This is a genomic window from Kribbella sp. CCNWLW201, from assembly GCF_037203805.1.
In the GTDB taxonomy this organism is placed as follows: Bacteria; Actinomycetota; Actinomycetes; order Propionibacteriales; family Kribbellaceae; genus Kribbella.
This window is the reverse complement of sequence record NZ_JBBCBQ010000006.1, coordinates 403873-425308: the sequence shown is the minus strand read 5'-3', so window position 1 is coordinate 425308 and position 21436 is coordinate 403873. Positions and strand designations below refer to the sequence as shown.

19 protein-coding genes are annotated in these 21436 nt (G+C 68.8%); 7 read left to right on the top strand and 12 right to left on the bottom strand.

Annotated elements, in window-relative coordinates:
* The first annotated feature begins 6 nt into the window (after positions 1 to 6).
* A complete protein-coding gene (locus V9K99_RS26125) occupies positions 7 to 840 on the top strand; it encodes an amidohydrolase family protein (protein WP_337004825.1) in 834 nt (277 codons plus the stop codon).
* Here V9K99_RS26125 and V9K99_RS26120 read toward each other — a convergent pair.
* Genes V9K99_RS26120 through V9K99_RS26110 form a run of 3 tightly spaced genes read right to left on the bottom strand, consistent with a single transcriptional unit; the run spans position 752 to position 4359 of the window.
* Positions 752 to 1930: a sigma 54-interacting transcriptional regulator gene (locus tag V9K99_RS26120; RefSeq protein WP_337004823.1), complete on the bottom strand. Its 1179-nt coding sequence runs from the start codon at positions 1928 to 1930 to the stop codon at positions 752 to 754. The two genes, V9K99_RS26125 and V9K99_RS26120, sit on opposite strands and share 89 nt — an antisense overlap.
* Before the next feature lie 28 nt (positions 1931 to 1958).
* The gene (locus tag V9K99_RS26115; protein ID WP_337004821.1) at positions 1959 to 2255 is read right to left on the bottom strand and encodes a hypothetical protein; all 297 of its coding nucleotides are present in this window, start codon (positions 2253 to 2255) and stop codon (positions 1959 to 1961) included.
* A 31-nt stretch (positions 2256 to 2286) separates the two neighbouring features.
* A complete protein-coding gene (locus tag V9K99_RS26110) occupies positions 2287 to 4359 on the bottom strand; it encodes a phage tail tip lysozyme (RefSeq protein ID WP_337004819.1) in 2073 nt (690 codons plus the stop codon).
* 211 nt (positions 4360 to 4570) lie between these two features.
* Here V9K99_RS26110 and ppk2 point away from each other — a divergent pair, with 211 nt between their 5' ends.
* Positions 4571 to 5479: a polyphosphate kinase 2 gene (gene ppk2 / locus V9K99_RS26105; protein ID WP_337004817.1), complete on the top strand. Its 909-nt coding sequence runs from the start codon at positions 4571 to 4573 to the stop codon at positions 5477 to 5479.
* A 238-nt stretch (positions 5480 to 5717) separates the two neighbouring features.
* On the opposite strand, the gene V9K99_RS26100 is transcribed toward ppk2, so the two are convergent.
* The 5 genes from V9K99_RS26100 to V9K99_RS26080 all read right to left on the bottom strand — a co-directional run bounded on the left by V9K99_RS26100 (position 5718) and on the right by V9K99_RS26080 (position 9561).
* A complete protein-coding gene (locus V9K99_RS26100) occupies positions 5718 to 7241 on the bottom strand; it encodes a sensor histidine kinase (protein ID WP_337004815.1) in 1524 nt (507 codons plus the stop codon).
* The gene (locus V9K99_RS26095; protein WP_337004813.1) at positions 7241 to 7942 is read right to left on the bottom strand and encodes a response regulator transcription factor; all 702 of its coding nucleotides are present in this window, start codon (positions 7940 to 7942) and stop codon (positions 7241 to 7243) included. The genes V9K99_RS26100 and V9K99_RS26095 overlap by 1 nt, the downstream gene beginning before the upstream one ends.
* Before the next feature lie 66 nt (positions 7943 to 8008).
* Positions 8009 to 8551, bottom strand: a complete 543-nt coding sequence (locus tag V9K99_RS26090; RefSeq protein ID WP_337004811.1) for a hypothetical protein — start codon at positions 8549 to 8551, stop codon at positions 8009 to 8011.
* Between the two features lie 197 nt (positions 8552 to 8748).
* Positions 8749 to 8952 carry a hypothetical protein gene (locus V9K99_RS26085; protein WP_337004809.1) on the bottom strand — a complete coding sequence of 68 codons (204 nt, stop codon included), beginning with the start codon at positions 8950 to 8952 and terminating at the stop codon, positions 8749 to 8751.
* Positions 8953 to 9075: 123 nt separating this feature from the next.
* On the bottom strand, positions 9076 to 9561 hold the full coding sequence (locus V9K99_RS26080) for a DUF456 domain-containing protein (RefSeq protein ID WP_337004807.1): 486 nt from the start codon (positions 9559 to 9561) through the stop codon (positions 9076 to 9078).
* A 41-nt stretch (positions 9562 to 9602) separates the two neighbouring features.
* On the opposite strand from V9K99_RS26080, the gene V9K99_RS26075 reads away from it, so the two are divergent.
* Complete coding sequence (locus V9K99_RS26075) at positions 9603 to 11594, top strand: amylo-alpha-1,6-glucosidase (protein WP_337004805.1); 1992 nt, start codon at positions 9603 to 9605, stop codon at positions 11592 to 11594.
* On the opposite strand, the gene V9K99_RS26070 is transcribed toward V9K99_RS26075, so the two are convergent.
* The gene (locus V9K99_RS26070; protein ID WP_337004803.1) at positions 11584 to 12207 is read right to left on the bottom strand and encodes a LysE family translocator; all 624 of its coding nucleotides are present in this window, start codon (positions 12205 to 12207) and stop codon (positions 11584 to 11586) included. The two genes, V9K99_RS26075 and V9K99_RS26070, sit on opposite strands and share 11 nt — an antisense overlap.
* A gap of 86 nt (positions 12208 to 12293) precedes the next feature.
* Between V9K99_RS26070 and V9K99_RS26065 the strand changes: the two genes are divergently transcribed.
* On the top strand, positions 12294 to 13769 hold the full coding sequence (locus tag V9K99_RS26065; protein WP_337004801.1) for an aminotransferase-like domain-containing protein: 1476 nt from the start codon (positions 12294 to 12296) through the stop codon (positions 13767 to 13769).
* 90 nt (positions 13770 to 13859) lie between these two features.
* On the opposite strand, the gene V9K99_RS26060 is transcribed toward V9K99_RS26065, so the two are convergent.
* Positions 13860 to 14102 carry a DUF7455 domain-containing protein gene (locus tag V9K99_RS26060; RefSeq protein ID WP_337004799.1) on the bottom strand — a complete coding sequence of 81 codons (243 nt, stop codon included), beginning with the start codon at positions 14100 to 14102 and terminating at the stop codon, positions 13860 to 13862.
* Positions 14103 to 14574: 472 nt separating this feature from the next.
* On the opposite strand from V9K99_RS26060, the gene V9K99_RS26055 reads away from it, so the two are divergent.
* Both V9K99_RS26055 and V9K99_RS26050 read left to right on the top strand, forming a co-directional pair.
* Positions 14575 to 16659 (top strand): DNA gyrase/topoisomerase IV subunit B, encoded by a 2085-nt coding sequence (locus V9K99_RS26055; protein WP_337004797.1) that lies wholly within the window; start codon positions 14575 to 14577, stop codon positions 16657 to 16659.
* Complete coding sequence (locus V9K99_RS26050; RefSeq protein WP_337004795.1) at positions 16659 to 17288, top strand: HAD family hydrolase; 630 nt, start codon at positions 16659 to 16661, stop codon at positions 17286 to 17288. The genes V9K99_RS26055 and V9K99_RS26050 overlap by 1 nt, the downstream gene beginning before the upstream one ends.
* Here the strand turns inward: V9K99_RS26050 and V9K99_RS26045 are convergent.
* Positions 17250 to 18959, bottom strand: coding sequence for an AfsR/SARP family transcriptional regulator (locus V9K99_RS26045; RefSeq protein WP_337004793.1), 1710 nt, complete (start codon positions 18957 to 18959; stop codon positions 17250 to 17252). The genes V9K99_RS26050 and V9K99_RS26045 overlap by 39 nt on opposite strands.
* A 97-nt stretch (positions 18960 to 19056) precedes the next feature.
* Here V9K99_RS26045 and V9K99_RS26040 point away from each other — a divergent pair, with 97 nt between their 5' ends.
* Positions 19057 to 19356: an antibiotic biosynthesis monooxygenase family protein gene (locus tag V9K99_RS26040; RefSeq protein WP_337004791.1), complete on the top strand. Its 300-nt coding sequence runs from the start codon at positions 19057 to 19059 to the stop codon at positions 19354 to 19356.
* Positions 19357 to 19376: 20 nt separating this feature from the next.
* Here the strand turns inward: V9K99_RS26040 and V9K99_RS26035 are convergent, their stop codons facing one another.
* Entirely contained in the window at positions 19377 to 21383 is a 2007-nt protein-coding gene (locus V9K99_RS26035; protein WP_337004789.1) for an MGH1-like glycoside hydrolase domain-containing protein, read from the bottom strand.
* Between the last annotated feature and the right edge of the window lie 53 nt (positions 21384 to 21436).

Below are 21436 nucleotides of genomic sequence, written 5' to 3'. Positions count from 1 at the left end.
GTTGTGGTGAGAGATCCGTCCCGGGTCCGGCCGGCCGTGCCGATCATCGACGCGCACTGCCACGCCGGGCCCGGCGACGGCTTCACCGGACCGTGGGACACCTCGGCCCCACTCACGTCGTACCTGCGTCGCTGCGACGACGCGGGGATCGCGCGATCGAACCTGCTGGCCGCCTTCCACTCCGACTACGGCATCGCGAACGAGGAGGTCGGTCGTATCGTCGCGACCGACCCGGGCCGCTTCTTCGCCTTCGCGTTCGTCCATGCCGAACGCGACCGCGGCAGGGTGCTTCGGCTGGTCCGCCGGGCCGTCACCGGCCTCGGCTTCTGCGGGATCAAGGTGCACCGCAACGACGCGCGGATCAGCCGCGAGATCTGCGACGTCGCCCGGCGCTTCCGGCTTCCCATCCTGTACGACGTGATGGGCGAGGTGGCCGCGGCCGAGTTGCTGGCCACCGAGTACCCGGACGTGAACTTCATCGTCCCGCACCTGGGGAGCTTCGCCGACGACTGGAGTGCCCAGCTGGCCTTCACCAGGGCGCTGGCCGATCACTCGAATCTCTTCACCGATACTTCCGGCGTACGGCGTTTTGATCTGCTGGAGAAGGCGATCCGCCGGGCCGGCCCGGAGAAGGTGCTGTTCGGGTCGGATGGACCGTGGCTGCATCCGGGACTCGAGCTGGAGAAGATCCGGCTGCTGCGCCTGCCACCGGAGGCGGAGTCACTCGTCCTCGCCGGCAACTTCCTGCGCCTCACCGCTCCGGCGCGACGCCGAGCCGTGTCGCCGTCTCGGGATCGAGCCGGACCGGGCGTTCGTGGTCGGGGATGTCTCCGACGGTGATGAAGCCGTCGGGGAGATGCCGATGAACGATCTGCAGCGCGAGACTACGCAGATCGCGCACGTTGCCGGGGTAAGCCCTGGTGAGGAGGAGGTCGCGGACGGCGTCCTCGAGTTCGGGCGGCTCCCGGTCGGGGTAGACCTGGCTGAAGAAGTGCCGGAAGAGCGGAACGATGTCCTCGGTGCGTTCCCGCAGACTGGGCAGATGCAACCTGCTGCCGGCGATCCGGTAGTAGAAGTCGTTGCGGAAGCTGCCTTCGGTCCGGGCCGCGCTGAGATCTCGGTTCGTCGCGCAGACCAGGCGGAAGGTGCTCTTGCGCCACAGGTTGCTGCCGACCCGTTTGAAGGTGCCCTCCTGGATGACGCGCAGCAACTCGGCCTGCAACGGCACCGGCAACTCACCCACCTCGTCGAGGAACAACGTTCCGCCGTCGGCGAGTTCGAAAGCTCCCGCACGCGCGGCCGAGGCACCGGTGAACGCACCCTTCTCGTGGCCGAAGAACTCCGAGCCTGACAGGCTCGGGACGACCGTGCTGCAGTCGAGGACGACCATCTTTCCCTTGCCTGGACGGGGATCCAGCTCATGGATCAGCTCGGCGACGCGTTCCTTCCCGGTGCCGCTCTCTCCGGTGATCAACACCGCGGCCGAGGTGAACCGCGCGACCTCGACAGCCTCGCGGAGGACCGCCTGCCACACCGCGCTGTCGCCCACCAGGAACTTCTGCACGTGACTGCACCGGACCAACTCGTCGATCGTGTGCCAGCGCCGAAGCCGATCCGCGATGTGCTGCGCGGACTCTCCTGGATCGCGCCAGGTCAACACGTCCGACGCCCCGGCGCGCAGCAATCCCCAGCTGTCGTCGCCCTGCAACCCGCCGGTGGTGGAGAGGGCGAGCACGCGACCCGGCAGTCCGGCCGCCAGCTCATTGATGCCGGCGGCAACATCCGCGGTGGCGGCGCCGAAGACGACCAGGCCGTTGCGAGCAATTCCCGGTGCCGGGGCGATCAGCTTGATGTCCAGCGCTTCGAGCCCGTGCGTCACCGTCCGGACCACTGCGTCCGGCGCTCCGATCACTTTGATCCAGGCATCCACAGGCTTGGGTCAGCTGCTGCCGCGGTGGTCAGGTCCCGGTGCTCTCCGACAGCGACTCGCGACGACCGCCGACCAGCAGCGGCAGCGTGCTGTCGCGATGGATCTCGAACTCCGTGGCCGGCAGTGAGAACGAGGTGGCATCGACGACCTTGGCCCCGTTGACGACCGGCTTGAGCTTGGCGATGGCGTCGTACACCTTCTCCTTCGAGCGGTAGTCCTTGTGACTGCGGGCCAGGATCCGGAGCTTTCCGTTCCCCCTCTCGACGAAGGTCCACAGGAAGCGGCGATAGCCGAGCTGGACGATGTGGAACTCGTACTCGTTCACGATGTCTGTCCTTTCGAAGCGTGGGATGAGGTCATGCCGGGCGGGAGGATCGGTAGGTCCGCAGTGCTTGACGGCCGGCCTCGCGGCGCCGACGCAGTACCTGCTGGACGCCGGGGTCTGTGACCGGCCGACCGAGCACCGCCGCCGGTCGTTCGAAGCGCAGCAGTACGGCGTCCGAGGCCTGCTCGAGCGTGACACCGGCGGACCGCAAGGTGGCGTCGACGCCTCGGTAGTCCCTGCGCAGTTCCGCGACCAGGTAGTCGACCTGCGCGTCGAGGTCGTGCAGGATCGCCGAGCCCAGTTGCCGGCCGCGATACACGTGCCGGAACAAGCCGTCCCGGCGGTTGCGACTGGTCCACTGGGCGATGCCGACTCCCGGACTCCGCGGACCGGTCCGCCGGCTGTGGCTGCGGGTGCGGACCTGATCGGGGGTCCAGTCGCGGATCCGGCCGTTGAAGTCCGGCGCGCGCAGGGGAATGGCCGAGCGACTACCTTCGATGCGGTTCGGCTGAACCTGCGATTCGGCGATCAGGTTGCCGACCAGACCGGCTGCGCCCTGGACGGGATAGCCGTAACGGTTGACGAGGAGATCCATCACCCGGGCGATCCGGCCGTCCAACGTGGCCGGCACGGGCATCGGCGCTGGTGCCGGACTGGGGGCCGCCTGGGCGGACCGGCAGCGGATCACGGCGAAGAAGCGGTTCTGCGTGCCGGTCAGGTTCAGCTTCCCGTCGGAAAGCGTGCGCAGCCATTTCTCGCCGACGGTCTGGCCGACGTTGCCCCCGATCACGCGGATCCGGCCGGGCTGGATCTCGGTGACGATGTCGCAGTGCGTCGCCCGGGTCTGTGGATCGGAGATGTTGTCGTACGTCGCGCCGCTGCTACTGCGGGACGCGCAGACCAGGTCACCGATCCGCGGTGCGAGCTCGGTCGCGCGATACGCCCAGAACGGCTTGGACGTGTCACCGGCGAGCCGACTCTTCCGGGCGGCACTGATGTACGTCTGGTGTGCCGCCGAGTAGCGGAATCCGGATCCGGCGCCCGCAGTGCGCATCACGTAGGAGACGAAGACGGCTGACCACGGATGCCCTGCCTGGTAGGCCGTACTCTGCAACTGGGCATCGGTCACGTTCACGCCGACGCCGACGCGGTAGTACTCGCGCAGGATCGGGCTCGCCGCCGGTGAGGTCTCGGTGAGAGCCGCTCCACCACCCGGCCGCCAGCGTCTGAACTGCTCGTGCGCGACCCGCGCGATGGCCGCGCACAACGACGAGTCGGCCGGCGGCTGGTTCGCCGGCGTGATGGCAGGCTGTCCCGGTCGCGTCGCGCCGGGCAGGTCTGCGTCTGCATCGGCCAGCACCCGCCAGCCGTAGGTCTGCGGGATGGCCATGTGGGATACCCCTGTCTGTTCGACTCGGAATCTCGCGGATCCAGTACCTAGCGCCGCGGCGACGCGGAGACTGTTGCGTTCGGTCGGTTCGCCCGGCCGGAACAGCACGCGCAGCGCGCCGGAGCCGGACGCCTGCCGCCTGCGTGCCCATGCGATCAACGGCGCGGGATCGCCGTACAGGGCGTCGAAGGTGTGCACCTCGTCCGGGTCGAGGTGCCGCAGGATCGCCATCAGCGATGCGCCGCCACCGGAGTGCGCCGTCAGGATCAGACGGCCTCTGGTCGCCCGCACTCCGGAGGCGGCACCGAACCGGCGCAGCGCCTCGTCGACCAGCTTCGTCATCGCGCCGGGGGGCTCGAGGGCGGGGAAGCTGTAACCGCGTCCGGTGCGCCCGCCGTAGAAATGTCCACGCGGCAGCACCAGCAACGTCGGACGCGTGCGCCCCGCCGTCGACGGATGCAGCGGATCGGCGAGATCGAGGCCGCTGACCGGAGCGATGTCGCGGACCAGGTGCATCGCTCGGCCCCGGCGCGAATGCCCGTGCAGATGGACCACCACGTCGACGGTCGCCTGCGTCGGCATCGCTCCCCACCTGAGCAGCAACTGGGGAGGCGCGCCACGATGCGCGGCGAGCAGCGCAAGCTGATCGACAACCACTTGTCCGGGACCGACCCGGCTACGCTGATCGGCCACCGGCACCAAGGACGCGGTCATGGGCTGACCTTCCTGCTGATCCGGCGTTAGCCCATTTCCCTGCAAGATCCGGGCCAGCCGGATGTTTCCCCCAAGCTCAGCGCGCGACCGGTCGCCGACGACACTGCGCACGCATCTCCCTGCCCCGCGTCAACGGTACCCCTGATTTGTTCATCTGTGAGCCGCTCATGGTTCACCGACGGTGAGCTGAAAGCAGCGACTCTGTGGCGCTATGAGCACCCCTGATCTTGTTCATACGCTTGGTTTCCGCGTCCTTGATGAGGAGGACGATGATCCGGTGTTGTTGCGGGCCGACGGTACGCCGGTTGATACGTGGCGGGAGGGTTATCCGTACGGCGAGCGGCTGGCGCGGGAGGTGTACGACCGGGACAAGCGACTGCTGCAGATCGAGTTGCTCAAGTTGCAGTACTGGGTGAAGCGGTCGCAGCAGAAGCTGGTGATCGTGTTCGAGGGGCGCGACGCGGCCGGCAAGGGCGGCACGATCAAGCGGTTCATGGAGCATCTCAACCCGCGCGGTGCCCGGATCGTCGCGTTGGAGAAGCCGACCGAGCGCGAGAAGACGCAGTGGTACTTCCAGCGGTACGTCGAGCATCTGCCGGCCGCGGGGGAGATGGTGCTGTTCGACCGGTCCTGGTACAACCGCGCGTGTGTCGAGCGGGTGATGGGGTTCTGCACGCAGGACGAGTACGAGGAGTTCATGCGGCAGGCGCCGGAGTTCGAACGGATGCTGGTGCGGTCGGGGATCCTGCTGGTCAAGCTGTGGTTCTCGGTGTCACAGGCAGAGCAGCAGACGCGCTTCACGATCCGCCAGATCGATCCCGTCCGGCAGTGGAAGCTGTCGCCGACCGACCTCGCGTCGCTGGACAAGTGGGCCGACTACACCGAGGCCAAGGAAGCCATGTTCCACTACACTGACACGCCGCACGCTCCCTGGACCGTTGTCAAGAGCAACGACAAGAAGCGGGCCCGGCTGGAGGCCATGCGGCACGTCCTGAGCCTGCACGAGTACTCCAACAAGGACCACGAGCTGGTCGGCCACCCGGACCCGCGGATCCTCGGCCCGGCCGCCGAGGTCCTGGAACACGGCGAATCCGCCACCCGGATCTTCCCGGTCCTCTAACCCCCCAGCTCAGGGGTTAACCCCGGAGCTGGGAGGTTGCCCACTGAGATTCTGGATGGGTAACCCCTCATCTGAGGGGTCAGCCCCTGGGGTTGGGGGTTGCCCCGCGAGGTGGGGGGTCAGCTCCTGGGGTGGGGGGTTGCCCCGCGAGGTGGGGGGGGCAGCTCCTGGGGTGGGGGGTTGCCCCGCGAGGTGGGGGGTCAGCTCGTGGGGTTGGGGGTTGGCCCGCGAGGTGGGGTCAGGTTTCGGTGGACAGGGGGAGGTGGATGGTGAAGATGGCGCCGGTGGGGGTGTTGTCGGTGACGGTGACCTTGCCCTGGTGGGCGGCGACCAGGGCGGCGACGATGGACAGGCCGAGGCCGGAGCCGCCGGTGGATCGGGCGCGGGCCGAGTCGGCTCGGTAGAAGCGTTCGAAGACGCGGGCCTTCTGCTCGTCGTCGAGACCGGGGCCGGTGTCGGCGACCTCGAGGATGGCCTCGGTGCCGCGGGTGCCGACCGAGACGGTGATCGGGTCTTCGTGCGGGGTGTGGTTCAGGGCGTTGCCGATCAGGTTGCCGAGCACCTGCCGCAGTCGTGACTCGTCGCCCTGCACGACCGGCGCCTCCGAGTCGGGCAGCAGGTTGAGTGAGATCTGCCGGTCCGGCTGCACGGCCTGCGCATTGTGCAGCGCGTCGGCCGCGATCGGCAGCAGGTCGACCGGCTCCAGCTTCAGTGGCCGCTGCTGATCGAGTCGCGCGAGCAGCAGGAGATCGTCGACGAGCAGGCCCATCCGCTTGGCCTCGTCCTCGATCCGCCGCATCGTGTCGGCGTCCCCACCGTCACCACGCTGCCGGGTGAGCTCGGCGAATCCGCGGATCGACGTCAACGGCGTACGCAACTCGTGCGACGCGTCCGCGACGAACCGCCGCATCCGGTCCTCCGACTGCCGCGCCGCCTCTTCCGAACGCAGGGCAACCTCCGCCGAGCGGCGCGCGGCGTCCTCGGAACGCCGGGCCGCGAGCTCCGACGCGGTCCGTTGCGCGAACGCGGTCTCGATCTGCCCGAGCATCTGGTTCAGTGCGAGCGACAACCGCCCGACCTCGGTCCGTGGATCCCGCTGCGGCACCCGCTGACTCAGGTCCCCACCCGCGATCGCGACAGCCGTGTGCTCGACGTCCTGCAGTCCGCGCAGACTTCGCCGTACGACGTAAGTCCCGACGCCGGCCAGCAGGACGAGCAGGATGACCGCTGCCGCTGCCTGGACACCGATCAGTCGCTGGATGGTGCGGTCCATGTCGCCGAGGCTCTGGGCCACCGTCACCGAACCCTTGCCGTTGTCCAGCGGCAGAACGACGACGCGCCAGGTCGCGTTGCCGGAGCTGGCGTCGGTGTTGAACGGCTCGCCCTCCAGCGCGCGCACCTGGTTGAGGTTGAGCTTCGGCAGGTTCGGCAGCGGATCGGTCTCGGCCAGCGGAGCGCGGAACGGCGACTCGTCGGGGGTGCCCTCGGAGTCGTTGAACTGGATGACGATGAGGCTCGGCAGCGGCCGGTTCCGGCCGGGACCGGGCCGGGGCGGACGGTTGGTGGAGGCGTCGGCCTCCTGGAAGGCGGCCGCGGTCTTCGTCAGCTGGTCGTCGACGCGGTCCACCAGGTAACCGCGCATGATCGTCGTGGCCAGCACACCGGACGCGACAAGGGCCAGCGCCACCAGCGTCAGGAGTACGACGACGATGGTGACGCGGAGGGGGTACCGGTCGGTGAAGCGCCGGTGGGTGAGCTGCATCAGTTGGGGCCTCGAGGGGTGCGCAGGACGTAGCCGACCCCGCGGACGGTGTGGAGCAGCTTCTGGTCGCCGGTGTCGACCTTACGGCGCAGGTACGACATGTACGACTCGACCACGCCCGCGTCGCCGGCGAAGTCGTAGTTCCAGACCGCGGACAGGATCTGGCCCTTCGACATCACCCGCTCGGCGTTCTCCAGCAGGCAGCGCAGCAGCTTGAACTCGGTGAGCGACAGCTGCACGGCCTGGCCGCCCTTGAAGACCTCGTAGCTGTCCTCGTTCAGCTCGAGGTCGGCATAGCGCAGTACGGCGGCCTCGGTCGTGGTCTGCTCGCGGTGACCGGACCGGCGGAGCAGGGCACGGACCCGGGCGACCAGCTCGTCCAGGCTGAACGGCTTGGTCACGTAGTCGTCGCCACCGGTGTGCAGGCCGAGAACCTTGTCCTCGACCGCGTCGCGCGCGGTGAGGAACAGCACCGGCACGTGCCGGTCCTCACCGCGCAGCCGGCGGACCACTTCGAAGCCGTCCAGGCCGGGCATCATCACGTCGAGTACGACCAGGTCGGGTTCCACCTCCCGGGCCTTGCGCAGCGCCTCGGCGCCGTGGGTCGCCGTGGTGACCTCGTACCCGGCGAAACGCAGACTCGCGGACAGCAGCTCGACGATGTTCGGCTCGTCGTCGACCACCAGCAGATGCGGGCTCATGCCCTCAGTCTGCCGGTCCCACCCGTGTGAAGCCTGGAAGGTTCCTGGCAATCGGCTGTGAGCCGGCTACCGCGGACCGCGGCCGAACCCCCACTTCTCGCCGGCGGCCTTGCGGACCGTGCCGTCGTTGACCGAGGTGGCGGTGGCCTTGCCGTCGGCGGCGACGGCGAACACGGTGACCGAGTTGCCGGTCTTCACGTCGTCGATGCCGTCCCGGGCGGCGTTCACCAAGGTGTCCTCGGTGAGCGTGTAGGTCCGGCTGTAGCCGTCCTCGCTCTTGACCGTGATCGACTCCTTGCTGACCTCGGTGACCTCGCCGCGCTGGGTAGCGACGGTCTGGTAGGTCCCGTCCTCCTTCTTGACCACGAACTCGCCGTGCAGCGCGCCGCCGAGCATGAACTGGCCGCGGTGACCGGGCCCGCCCTTGCCGGGCTTGTCCGGCTTGTCCGGCGTGGTGGAGGGAGTGGACGGCGAGGCCGACGGGGAGGGAGTCGGGTCCGCGCTTGTCGTCGCCCACGCGACGCCGCCCGCCACAGTGGTCGCCACCACCGCGGCCGCAGTGCCGGCCACTCGCCAGCGATTGTCGATGAGCTTCTGGTACGACGCCATGCTGAAGTGCCTTCCGTACTGCGTGCCAGGCCGAGCACCTGGCACTGGTCTCCTCCAGCCTGCCTCGCGAACCTTGGACAAAGCTCCGGTGCGGATAAGAAAACCCTGGCAATCGCGCGGACGCGGAGGGCGACACCGTCCTGGGGAAGGCAACGGTGGTGAGGACCGGCGGCTGCCGGTCCTCACCTACGCGATCGCTACTTCGTCGGCGAGGCGCTGGGCTTCGAGCCCTCCGGCTGGCCCTGCTGCTGGCCGTACGTCCGGCTGTAGCCGTCGGCGCTCTTGACCGTGATCGAGGTCGTGCTGACCGCCGTCACCTCACCCTTCTGGGTCGCGATGGTCTCGTACCCGCCGCCGTCCTTGGCGGTCACGAACTCGCCGTGCAGTGCGTCGCCGAACATGCCGCCGCGCTACGCGCCGGGTGGATGCCCAGCGCTGGTCCTTCCCACCGTCACCGGCAGACCTGGCACGGCCCTTGGGCGGCTCTGGAAAAACACTGGCAATCGGTCGGCTGCGCAGCGCGACTAGACCAGGAACAGTACGGCGACCAACCAGACGGCGGCGGCGAGCGACGTACCGATGAGCTCGATCAGGATCGACAGGCCGGTCGCCCGCAGAGCGTGCTTGGTCGACGTCCACGCGTCCGGGTGGGTGCCGAGCCGCTGCCGTTCGGACAGGTAGACGCCGAGCGGGAAGCCGACGAACATGCCGACCACCGGGATGACGAAGAACCCGACGATGCCGAGCAGCACGCCGATGAACATGGACCGCCGGGGCACCCCGGACTCCCGGAGCCGTCGCTCCGGTACGACGTACTTGACCACCTGACTGGCACCGATGAGGACGACCGCGGCGGCCAGCACGATCCAGCCGGTCGCGCTCTGCTCCTCCAGCGCCCAGACCAGGATCGCCGCCAGGCTCAGGATCGCGCCGGGCAGGACCGGGATGACGATGCCCAGGATGCCGACGAAGATCGCCACCCCGACGAGGAACGTCGCAACACTGTTCACGGGCCCACTCTGCCGCAAACCAAGCCCCTTAGTGTGGTCACATGCCTCAGCTGCATGAACTCGTCACCGCGCTCGCTGCTCCCTGGGTGGTTCTCTCACCGCGTTCCGGTCAGCTCACCGGTACCGGCGCCGGGGGTGTCTACGCGCGGGACCGGCGGATCCTGTCCCGGCTCAGCGTCACGATCGACGGTGAGCCCCCGGTCCCGATCCACGCGGACGAACGGACCGCCGCCTGTCATGAGTACGTCGCAGTCGTCGAGGGACTGGGCGACGACAACCGCCACGACCCGACCGTGATGCTGTATCGCACCCGCGAGGTCAGCACCGACGGCATGACCGAGCGGATCCGGCTGGTGAACAGGTCCCGCGAGACCGTCGAGTGCCGGCTGGACGTTGCCCTGGGCACCGATCTGGCCGGGACGGCGGCGGTCCGCAGCGGAGCGGCCGCGGACCTGCCCGAGCTCAGCCCGGCGTACGACGGCCCGTCCCGGCTGCACTGGGACAACTCCGGCACCCGGGTGACCGCCCGCCTCGACCCCGGCGTGACCGCGAAACCGCGACTCGAGCCGGGGGAGGAGTTCGTCCTCACCGTCGAGGTCACCGCCGACTTCCCGAAGAGCACGACGGACTTCAGCATCGACCCGCCGGCAAGCCGGCTTCCCTACAAGTTCGACATCGACTGCGATGACAAGCGAGTGGAGCGCTGGGTCAACCGATCGCTCGCAGATGTGCAGGGTCTGCAGCTCGCGGTCGGCGACAACCGCTACCTCGGCGCCGGACCACCTTGGTACCTGACGCTCTTCGGCCGCGACTCGCTGATCTCGTCCGGCATGCTGATCCCCGTCGATCCGGAGCTGGCCGCGGGAACACTCCGGGCACTCGCCGCGTGGCAGGGCACCAAGGTCGACCCTGACTCGGCCGAGCAGCCCGGCAAGATCCCACACGAACTCCGCGCCGACGTCGCCGACCACGGTGGCGGTCTGGTCCTACCCGCCGCGTACTACGGGACGCACGACGCGACCCAGCTCTGGATCATGACGCTGCACAAGGCCTGGCGCTGGGGCATGCCCGCCGACGAGGTGAGCGCCCTCCTGCCGAATCTCAGCCGTGCGCTCACCTGGATGAAGGAGTACGCCGACCCGGACGACGACGGCTTCCTCGAGTACGTCGACGAGTCGGGACATGGACTGGCCAACCAAGGCTGGAAGGACTCGGCCGACGCGGTGCAGTGGCCGGACGGCACGATCGCGAGCGCCCCGATCGCGTTGTGCGAGGTCCAGGGCTACGCATACGCGGCCGCTGTCCAGGGTGCCGAGTTGCTGGAGGCGCACGGCGAGTCCGGCGACGAGTGGCGCGAGTGGGCGGCCGCACTGCAGGAGCGGTTCCGCAGCGCTTTCTGGGTCGACGGCTATCCGGCCATCGCTCTCGACGGCGAGAAGAACCCGGTCGCCGGCCGGACCTCCAACATGGGCCACCTGCTCGGCACCGGACTACTCGATGCCGAAGAGGAACTCGCCGTCGCCGACATCCTGGCCGGCGAGGATCTCGACAGTGGGTTCGGGTTGCGAACGATGTCCACGGCAATGTCCAAGTTCAACCCGCTCGGGTACCACACCGGCAGCGTCTGGCCGCACGACACCGCGATGGCGATCCAGGGCCTGTACGCGACCGGGGAGTCCGGGCGTGCGTCGTCGTACGTCGAGAGCCTGATCCGTGCCGCGGAAGCCTTCGAGTACCGGTTGCCGGAGTTGTACGGCGGCCGCGGGCTGCTGGAGGAGTCGACGCCGACGCCGTACCCGCTGTCGTGTCGTCCGCAGGCCTGGGCGGCCGCCTCGGCGATCGCGGCGGTGATCGCGGCACTGGGGATCGAACCGGACGTTCCGGGCGGCACACTGGTGCTGAACCCCGCGGAGTCGATGCCGTGGGAGTCCCTGAAGGTGACCGGCCTGCGGCTGGGCGACGGCCGCCTGTCGCTGCAATGGGAATCCGGCGTGCTGACCGTGCTGGAGGCTCCGGAGAACCTCACACAGTGAGTACGGCGGCTGTCGCGAGCGCGAGGTACACCGCGGCGACGAACCGGTTGCGCCAGCGGCTAGTCGTACGCACCGAGCGGACCCGGCGGCCGATCGCGTCGGCACCGACGGCGTAGCAAAGGTCGAGCGTCAGGCCGATCACGAGCGCACCGACACCAAGCAGCAGCATCTCGGTGCGCAACTGGTCCGGCCCGGCGCCGCGGCTGGTGAACTGCGGGAGGAAGGCCAGGAAGAACAGGGCCGCCTTCGGGTTGAGCAGGTTGACCACCACGCCGTCGCGGAAGACGCGGCCGAGTGGCGCGGGCGGGACGCCGCCGACGGGTTCGGTCGTGGGTGCCTTGAGCATCTTCACGCCGAGGTAGGCCAGGTACAGCGCACCGACCAGGGTGATCGCCGTGAACAGGACCGGTGATGCCTTGACCAGCGTCGCCAGTCCGAGCGCGGCGACGACGATGTAGACGAGAGTGCCGGTCTCGATCGCCAGTGCGGACACCACCCCGGCCCGCCGTCCCTGGGTGAGACTGCGGAGCGAGATGTAGAGGTTGTTCGGCCCTGGCATTCCGACCAGCACCACCGTCGTACCGGCGAATCCCAGTAGCTGCGCGATCCCCATCGTCTCTCTCCCTCTCGAACTGGACTGCCTTCTGGTACTAGCCTGGCGGCGCGAGAAGCAGTCCACCCGAGCCAATAAGGGGAGAAGTGGACCGTTCTGGAGATGCGTCCGCCCTGGCGGACCTGATCGGCAGCCGGCTGACCGGTCGCGGCGGCGGCCTGTACCGCCGGCTGGCCGACGCGATCGCCGGCCTGATCGGCTCGGCCGAGCTCCCGGTCGGCGCCCGCCTGCCCGCCGAACGCCGCCTCGCCGACGCCCTGGCGGTCAGTCGTTCGACCGTTGTGGCGGCGTACGACGAACTCCGCGCCCGCGGCCTGGTCGAGAGCCGCCGGGGCAGCGGTACGACGATCGCGCGCGCGGCGAGCCGTGGTCGTTCACGAGCGGACAAGCGGATGCCGGCCGGGTACGGCGAGTCGTTGTTCCACCGGATCGCGGTCGGCCCGGGCGAGGTCATCTCGCTCACGTACGCCGTCGATCCGGGGATGCCGGAACTGGCCGGTGAACTGATCGACCTGGCGACCAGCGACCTGCCCATGCTGCTGGATGACGTCGGGTACCACCCGCGTGGCCTGCAAGTACTGCGTGAGCGGATCGCCGAGCACTTCGACGAGTCCGGTCTGCCGACGTCACCCGACGAGATCGTGGTGACCACAGGTGCGCATCAGGCGATCGCGTTGGTGACTCAGATGTACCTGCGCACCGGAGCAGCCGTGGTGATCGAGCAGCCCAGTTGGCCCGGCTGCTTCGATCTATTCGGGGCGGCCGGCGGGCGGGTGGTCGGCGTACCGCTGGATGACGCTGGCGTCCGGCCGGACCTGCTGACCGCCGCGTTCACCGAACATCAGCCCGCCATGTTGTTCGTGATGCCGACGTTCCACAACCCGACCGGGCGACTCATGTCGGCGAACCGGCGACGGCAGGTCGCTGAGCTGGCAGCCAAGCACGGCGTCGTGGTGGTTGAGGACAACGCGTACTCGGCGTGGGACCCGGCTGGTCCGTCGATCCCGCCGCCGCTCGCGGCGTATGCCCCGGATGGCGGCGAGGTGCTCACGATCGGGTCGGTGTCGAAGGCTGTGTGGGGCGGACTGCGGATCGGCTGGATCCGCGCGTCGCGGCCGCTGGCTGAGCGACTGGCCCGGCACAAGGCGCTGGCCGACCTGGGGAGTCCGGTGATCGATCAGGCGCTCACGGCCCGGCTGCTGCCGCGGTTGACCGAGCTGACGTCGGCACGAGCGCGGGTCGCGACGGCTCGGCGGAAGCTGATGGGTCAGTTGCTGACCGAACGACTGCCCGAATGGGAATGGTCGGAGCCCGAAGGTGGATCGGCATTGTGGATCCGGCTGCCGGACACCGATGCTCGGGTGTTCGCCCAGGTCGCGCTGCGACACGGAGTGGAGGTCGTGGCCGGCCGAGCGATGGATCCGACGGGGGAGTACGACGACCACCTGCGGGTGCCTTTCGCGTATCCGGAGCCGGTGCTTGACGACGCAGTAGATCGGTTGGCCCGGGCCTGGCGCGAACTACGCCGGCATGGGCCGCCGCCCGACGTACCGATGGTCTGACATGAAGGATGGCGGTCACCCTCCTGGGTGACCGCCATCAAGCCTCTATGACTTTGGCGCCGTCATTGGCGCTTTTATGAAGCTTTCGGCTTACCGCTCGTCCTCCGCGGCGACGGCCGGCGCGGCGTCGAGGCGGCCCGTCTCGTCGTGGATGGTGATTGCGATGTTGCGCAGCTTCTCCGCGTGTTCCCGGCTGTGGTGGGCGCAGAAGAGCAGCTCCCCACCGCTGGTCAGGGTGACACGGACGTAGGCCTGCGCGCCGCAGCGGTCACAACGGTCCGCAGCCGACAGGGTCGAACTCGGGGCGAGTGCTGTAGTCACTTGAGGCCTCATCTCATCTAGTTCCGTACTCACCAGATAGCAACATCCTGACATGCGGATCGCTTCCCGGATGGTGCAGCGTGTCCGTATGTGAGACGAACCACCTGTTCCTCTATGACGCATCTTGACGAGGAATCGTTTCGGATACGGGCGATTTGTTGTTTCCGGCGGGTGTCGGGCGTGTCCTCTTTCACTGTGCGCCATGACTTCGTCACAACGCGCTGATGACCGGAGTGTCGTACGCCACTCCGGATCGAGTCCGGATCGATACCTGCCACAACACCTATCTCCTCGGCTCCGCAGTGTTTCCGCTGTACCCCGCGCGCGACGCGCGCACACCGGATTGACCAGTACTGGCCAGGGGTGTTCACTCAGCCCCGCCTGCCGGGATTTGGGGGTACGACGGCATAGGGTGTGAACATGTGTTCGGGCCCGGCCGGCCCGGACGCGGTGCAGTTAGCTTGTGAACCAGTGAAGGAGCCCAGTGGCCGCCCCGACGCCTCGCAGTACCGAGCTCGACCCGACGTACAACGCCCGCCACCTGCTCGTCCTCGAAGGTCTCGAGGCGGTGCGCAAGCGGCCTGGTATGTACATCGGGTCCACCGACAGCCGCGGCTTGATGCACTGTCTGTGGGAGATCATCGACAACGCCGTCGACGAGGCCCTGGCCGGGCACGGCGACCGGATCGACGTCGTCCTCTACAAGGACGGCTCGGTCGAGGTGCGCGACCGCGCCCGCGGCATCCCGGTGGACATCGAGCCGAAGACCAAGCTCAGCGGTGTCGAGGTCGTGTTCACCAAGCTGCACGCCGGCGGCAAGTTCGGCGGCGGCTCGTACAACGCCTCCGGCGGCCTGCACGGTGTCGGCGCCTCGGTGGTGAACGCACTGTCCGCGCGCCTCGACGTCGAGGTCGACCGCGGCGGTGTGGTCTGGACCACCTCGTTCCGGCGCGGTGTGGCCGGTGAGTTCGACGGCGAGGGCGCGACCGCCGGCTTCACCCCGGCGAAGGGCCTGCGCAAGGCCGGCCGGGCGAAGAAGGGTGTCACCGGCACCCGGATCCGGTACTGGGCCGACCGGCAGATCTTCACCCGCGACGCGACCTTCAACTACGACGAGCTGGTCACCCGGGCACGGCAGACGTCGTTCCTGGTGCCGGGGCTCGAGTTGGTGGTTCGCGACGAGCGCGGTGACGAGGTCACCGAGGAGTCGTTCAAGCACGACGGCGGGATCAGCGAGTTCTGCGAGTTCCTGGCCACCGATCAGAAGGTCACCGAGGTCATCCGGCTCAGCGGCACCGGCAACTTCACCGAGACCGTGCCGATGCTGGACGACGCCGGCCACATGACCCCGACCGATGTCGAGCGCGAGCTCGAGGTCGACGTCGCGGTCCGCTGGGGCGACGGGTACGAGACCGAGCTCCGGTCCTTCGTGAACATCGTGGCCACGCCGAAGGGCGGCACCCACGTGTCCGGCTTCGAGCGGGCGTTGTCGAAGAGCTTCACCAACGCCCTGGACGGCACCCGGCTGCTGAAGAACGGCGAGGAGATCATCAAGGACGACGTCCTCGAGGGTCTGACCTCGGTGGTGACGGTCCGGCTGGCCGAGCCGCAGTTCGACGGCCAGACCAAGGAGGTCCTCGGCACGCCGGCCGCCTCGCGCATCGTCGCGAAGGTCGTGCAGAGCGAGCTGGAGTCGTTCCTCACCTCGAACAAGCGCGAGCACAAGGCGCAGGCGCGCGCCGTACTGGAGAAGGTCGTCGCCGCCTCCCGGACCCGCGTGGCCGCGCGTCAGCACCGCGAGCTGCAGCGGCGGAAGACGGCGCTCGAGTCGTCGGCCCTGCCGGCCAAGCTGGCCGACTGCCGCAGCAACGACGTGGACCGGTCCGAGCTCTTCATCGTCGAGGGTGATTCGGCCCTCGGTACGGCGAAGCTGGCCCGGAGCTCGGAGTTCCAGGCGCTGCTGCCGATCCGGGGCAAGATCCTGAACGTGCAGAAGGCCTCGGTCGGCGACATGCTGAAGAACGCCGAGTGTGCCTCGATCATCCAGGTGGTCGGCGCCGGGTCGGGCCGCAGCTTCGACCTCGAGCAGGTCCGCTACGGCAAGATCATCTTCATGGCCGACGCCGACTCCGACGGCGCGCACATCCGCTGCCTGCTGGCCACGCTGTTCTTCCGCTACATGCGGCCGCTGGTCGACGCCGGTCGCGTCTACACCGCCGTACCGCCGCTGCACCGGTTCGAGCTGACGAACCCGAAGAAGGGGCAGGACAAGTACGTCTACACCTACAGCGACGCGGAGCACCAGCGGAAGACGGCCGAGCTGATGAAGAAGGGCGTCCGCTGGAAGGAGCCACCGCAGCGCTACAAGGGTCTCGGTGAGATGGACGCCGACCAACTGGCCGAAACCACCATGGACCCGCGGCACCGCACCCTGCGCCGCATCACCGTCGACGACGGCGAAGCCGCCGCCCAGGTCTTCGACCTGCTGATGGGCAACGACGTAGCCCCCCGCAAGGAGTTCCTAGTCCAAGGCGCCTACGAACTCGACGAGAACCGCATCGACGTCTGATGGCTCGGCTCGCCTGTTTCGACCTCGACAACACGCTGATCGATCGGGACGCGGCGTTTCTCGCCTGGGCTCTGTGGTGGGTGGAGCAGGCGGGGCTGGGCGAGGAGGCGGTCGAGTGGTTTGTTGCTCATGACAACGGTGGGTTCATGCCGCGGGCGGAGTTGTTCGCACGGTTTCGGGAACGGTTCGGGGTTGCGCCGTCCGTCGATGAGTACGACCGGGAGCATCCGCCGTTCACGTGGGTCGACCAGGCGGTGCTGGACGGGCTGAGTTCGTTGCGTACGGCGGGGTGGCGGGTGGCTGTGGTGACGAACGGGAACGTCGTACAGCAGACGGGGAAGCTCGAGCACACGGGGATCGCGAAGGCCGTCGACTACTGCTGTATCTCGCAGGCCGCCGGCGTTCGCAAGCCCGATCGGCGCATCTTCGAGATCGCCGCGGAACGGGCCGGCGCGACCCTCACCGACGGCTGGATGGTCGGCGATCATCCGTCGTACGACATCGCCGGTGGCAAGAACGCCCAGCTCAGCACCATCCGCATCGGCCACAAGCACCCGGTCGACACGCCCGCTGCGGACCATCACTTCGCGTCAGTACTGGATGCCTTTCCGGCCATCCTCGCCAGCTGAACGGCACCTGTCTCGATCGAGGGGCCGGCCGACCTCGGCGAACCGGTCGGCAGCCTCTTGCCAGAATGCTCGTGCGCGCTCGAGGTCGCCGTGGGCATGCCGCAGCACTGCGCGCGCCTCCCAGAGGGTCGCGTGCGCGGCACCTCCAGGCCAGAGGCCGGCCATGCGCTCGGCGTCGTCCAGCCTGCGTTGGGACTGTGGGAGGGCGCCGGAGCGGGCGAACGCCTTGGACGCAGCGACGAGGTATCCGAGCGAGCACGGCGGGCAGACGCGGGTGCCCTCGAGTTCGCGATCCGCCGTGTCGACTCGTCGCATCGCCTCCTCCGGCGCCTCGCTGGTCTCGACCAGAAGGGCGTGCGTGCGTACGACGAGGTGGGGTTCGAGCCAGGCCGAGTGCGCCATCGGCAGCGCGACGTGCAGCAATCGGGTGGCCTGATCGTGTTCCCCGGCCAGTACGTCGAGCTCGGCCAGCCGCTGCATCGACAGCACCTTCCCTGACGTGGCGCCGGCGCGCTCATAGAGCTGCATGGCCAGAGTCAGCCGGCCTCGGGCCTCGTCGAGTCGGCCGGAGAAGAGCGAGATCTCCCCGGCGAGAAGCTCGCCGATCCCTTCGCCCTGGATCGATCGGTGGTGCTGGGCGTACGAGGACAGCTCGGCAGCGAGGTCGGCGAACTGCTCATGGCCGTTGGGGCCGCACAATGCGAACTCCGCGAGGCAGGTGTGCGCGTCGAAGACGAACGAAGCGAGCTGTGGTTCGCGTCTGACCGAGTCCTCGAAGTCGGTCCGGAACGCTTCGCGCCATTCGCCGCGCATGTTCGCCAGGATCCCGAGAATGGCGCTGGCCTCGCCTGCCTCTCGGCCGAGGTGAGCATCGATCGCCAGCGACCGTGCTCGCCCCGCGGTGCGCGCCGAGTCCTCGAGTTGGCCGGAGTTGAGCTGAACCAGGGCGCGTGCGAGCAGGCTCTGGGTGATCTCACCCGGACTGGGTGGGGCACCCGGGCTGATGGCGAGGGCCTTCTCGTATAGCGTGATGGAGGCACGGTCCGGGCCGACGCCGAGGTCGGCTCGCAACCGATGCCGCAACACCTCGAACTGCCTGACCACGGCGCTCCGGTCGCCGGCGTCGTACGCCTGTTGCATGAGACCGCGGTGCGCCTGCTCGTCAGCGGGATCGATGGCGAGCACCTCCTGCCACAGCCCGGCCGCCCGCAGCAGCTCCAAGTGGAGGCCGCTGAGTCGATCGCGGTGCTCGTCGGCCCAGGATGCGTAACGGTCGTCTGGCAGCAGGTCACCGGAGTAGCGCGCGGCGGCCGAACGGTAGCCGGTGCCCGCAGCCAGCGCTTGGCGCGCGGTCCGTTCGAACACCTCGGCGTCGACGACGACGCCGGCTGGAAAGAGTTCCATCCGGCCACCGTGGTCCGCGATCGACGCGGGCGAGCCGAGTGCCTGCCGGGCGTAGTGCAGCGCTTTGCGCAGGTTGGCCGACGCCGCGGCCGGGTCGAGCTCGGGCCAGAGCAGCTCCATGGCCTGTTCCCTGAGCAACCGGTGACCGTCGGCCAGTGCCAGGACCTTCACCAGTTGGGCCGCACGGGTACGACGCCACACCTGGTCCGGGATCGCCTCGCCGTCGACCCGCACCGCGAATCCCCCGAGTAGCAGAATCTCGCACACCGCCACACCGTCACGGTAGGACGAGGAGGAACGCCGGGGGAACACTCCATGCCTACCGTCGCAAGCATCTGGCCACGTCGGAGAAAGGAAGTGTGCGATGGCCGAGCACTACGCGTCAGGCAACTGGCAGGTCAGGGCCGGACGAGAACAGGAGTTCGTGGAACGCTGGACCGAGTTCCTCCAGTGGACTCGCAAAGACCACCCGGCGATGCTGACCGCAACGCTGCTCCGGGACGGAAGCGTGCCGGGACACTACGTGTCCTTCGCCGAATGGGCCGACGAGCAGTCCCGCACGGCTTGGAAGGAGTCGCCCGATTTCACCGTCCACTTCGCAGCCTGCCGCGATCTCTGCGAGCAGATGTCCGGCTCCGACTACGAACGCGAGGTGAGCATCTGAGGTGGTACGGCGAGCGGCCGTCAACCGAGTCGTGGGGGAACGACCTGGCCGGGGCTCAGCTGACGGCCGTCGACGATGATCTCGGTGTGGTTGGGGGCGATGAGCACGTCGATGGTGTGGTCGCGATAGATCAGCCCGCGCAGCTCGATGGTGCCGGCGGCAACGGGGTGGGGGTTGATGTGTAGCGAGCCGTCTGGGTGGGGGTGGATGCCGGCCAGGCCGGTGAGGATGGATTCGGCGCCGGTGAGGCCGGCGATGACGTTGATGCGGCGGCTGGTGGGTGGGGCGCCTGGTTTGTCGCAGTAGTGGTCTTGGGGGAAGTACGGGTAGTGGTCGCCCATCCAGAAGAGGCGGCGGAGGACGTCCCAGGCGAGTGCCGGCTCGCCGCGTTCCCAGAGGGTGAGCGCGAGTTGGGGCGCCTCGCCGGTGTAGGCGCCGGCGCCGGACCAGTCGATGTCGGCTGTCTCGTAGTGCCGTTCGTCCTCGGCGCTGACACTGCTCACGCCGTAGTCGCCCAGGAAAGCGCCCGGCCGGATGTGCTTGACCAGGGCCGCGGCGACCTCGGGTGGGCAGGCGCCAGAACGCAGTACGTCGAAGGCCTGGATCGAGTACGCCAGCTCGGTATGACCATCCGGATATCGGCTGCGGAACCAGCCGGCGTCGGCGTCCCAGAGTTGCCGGATGACCTCGGTCCGGATGTGTTCCGCGGACGTGCGCAACTCCTCGACCGGCAACGCGGCGCCGGATGCTTCTGACAACTCGGCGAGGGTGTCGAGGGACCAGGCGCGCTCGGCGTTGGGGCTCGCGACGACGTGCTCCCAGCCGGCTCCGCGCATCTCGAGGAGATTGCTCTGATCGCCGTAGTCACGCAGTACGCCGGTCTGATCGTCCGGGCGGAACCGCTTGTCGAGTGCGGTCAGTACGTCATACAGGCGCGAGACCAGCGTGGGGTCGAGTGGTCGTGCGGCTGCTGCCGCACGAGTGAGGGCGGTGAGGGACCAGCCGCTGTAGGCGTAGGCGACGCCGTGGCCGGTGCCGTCCGGCGCGATCGCGTAGCGGTCGGTCAGGTCGGCTTCGAGGAAGGCCTCGATCACGTCGGTCACGCGGTCGCCGAGCATCAGGCTGAGCAGGTTGGGTGCGTAGCCGCCGGTGTCCCAGGCGTAGGCGCACAGCGCGCCGCCGTCCAGACCGGAGGTCGCGATGAAGGGTGTGGTGACGAAGTCGGGGTGATCCCACCAGCACACGAGACCACTGGCCAGCGACCGCCGGTAGTACTGTTCGAGCCCCGGGATGTCGGTGGTGAGAACTGGAACGCGACTGAGGGCCTGGGCCGCGCGCTGTTCCCAGACGAGGCTCGCGGCCGCCGCGTCGGTAGCGGGATCGCCGAGTGGCGCGGCGGACTGGCCGACCGGCTGGATGCCGATGGCGAAGGTGGCTTCGCCACCAGGCGAAAGCAGAGCGGTGAGACCGGTGTGGATCAGAGTGATGGGCGCGTCGAGGCCTAGGCCCTGACCGCGCTCGTCGGTCCCTGCCTCAGGAGGTACCCAGCCCCAGTCGGACAGCGGAACGTGTCGCGTGCTGGTCGGCGACAACTCCGGGCGAACCGTCACCGAATGCCGGCGGTCCGACCGGTTGCGGACGCGGATGGCGAGCACATACCCCGGGCTGCCGTGGCGCGGGGTGAGCGTGCTTTCGACCGCGAGGGAGACCTGGTGCCCGTCGACGTACTGGTGATAGGTGCCTTCCCGGATCAGCCGATCCGGGCGCCAGGTGCCGCCCGACGGGAGGAGACCGCGGTCGCCCGCACCAGGCCGGGTGCCGTCCACGATCGTCCGGCCGTCCAGGTCGAAGGTGATCGTCAGCCGGCTGTCCGGCGCTGCGTGTGGGGGAGCGAACCAGCCGCCGACACCGCAGACGGTGCCCGGCAGTTGGGTGACTGTTCCTGTTCCGCTGCCGACCCAGAGCTGTGCGGGTGGCACGGCGCGGCGGAGGTCGAAGGAGAAGTCGGGCAGGGAGTACGGCGGCATGGGCGGCCTTCCTGGACGGTGGCGTGCCGGACCGGCCCCGGCAGGTGATCCCG